Source organism: Aquimarina celericrescens, from assembly GCF_042682765.1.
Taxonomy (GTDB): Bacteria; Bacteroidota; Bacteroidia; order Flavobacteriales; family Flavobacteriaceae; genus Aquimarina; species Aquimarina celericrescens.
In genome coordinates this window covers 1-511 of sequence record NZ_JBHUHY010000018.1, presented here as the reverse complement: position 1 = coordinate 511, position 511 = coordinate 1, and the positions used below count along the sequence as shown (strand labels likewise).

The 511-nt window shown below is 31.9% G+C and carries 1 protein-coding gene; it reads left to right on the top strand.

Going from position 1 to position 511, the window contains the following annotated elements; translation table 11 throughout:
* Window positions 1-127 precede the first annotated feature (127 nt).
* Window positions 128-511: transposase (locus ACFSJT_RS17840; protein WP_378321702.1), on the top strand; the 384-nt coding region annotated here is incomplete at its 3' end.

The window sequence follows — 511 nt, the reverse complement described above, 5'->3', positions numbered from 1 at the left end:
TGACTTCGCAGCGTCAACAGAGAGCAAGTAACAATAATTGCATAATTGACTAAAAAGTAATCATCATTACGTGATTGCTTTTCTATTTGCAAACTTCGCATAGCAATAAATTTATTATATTTCATCGATGCAAACAGATGGTTACAAAATAAGAGATCAGTCAAAACCGCACTTTATTACATTAACGGTTGTAGATTGGGCAGATGTTTTTACCAGAAAGAAATATAAAGATGTAATCATAGAAAGTATTAACTACTGTATACGAAATAAGGGTATGGTTATATACGGGTATGTAGTGATGAGTAATCATATCCATTTAATTATTCAAAGTACTCAAAATGATTTGTCAGGTCTTATTCGAGATTTTAAAAAATTTGCTGCAAAAGAAATTCTACAATTGATCAAGTCAGAACCAGAGAGTCGAAAGGAATGGATGCTTGATTTGTTTGCAAAAGCAGCAAAAACGCATAACCGTAATAAAGAGTTTCAATTCTGGCGATATGGTAATCAT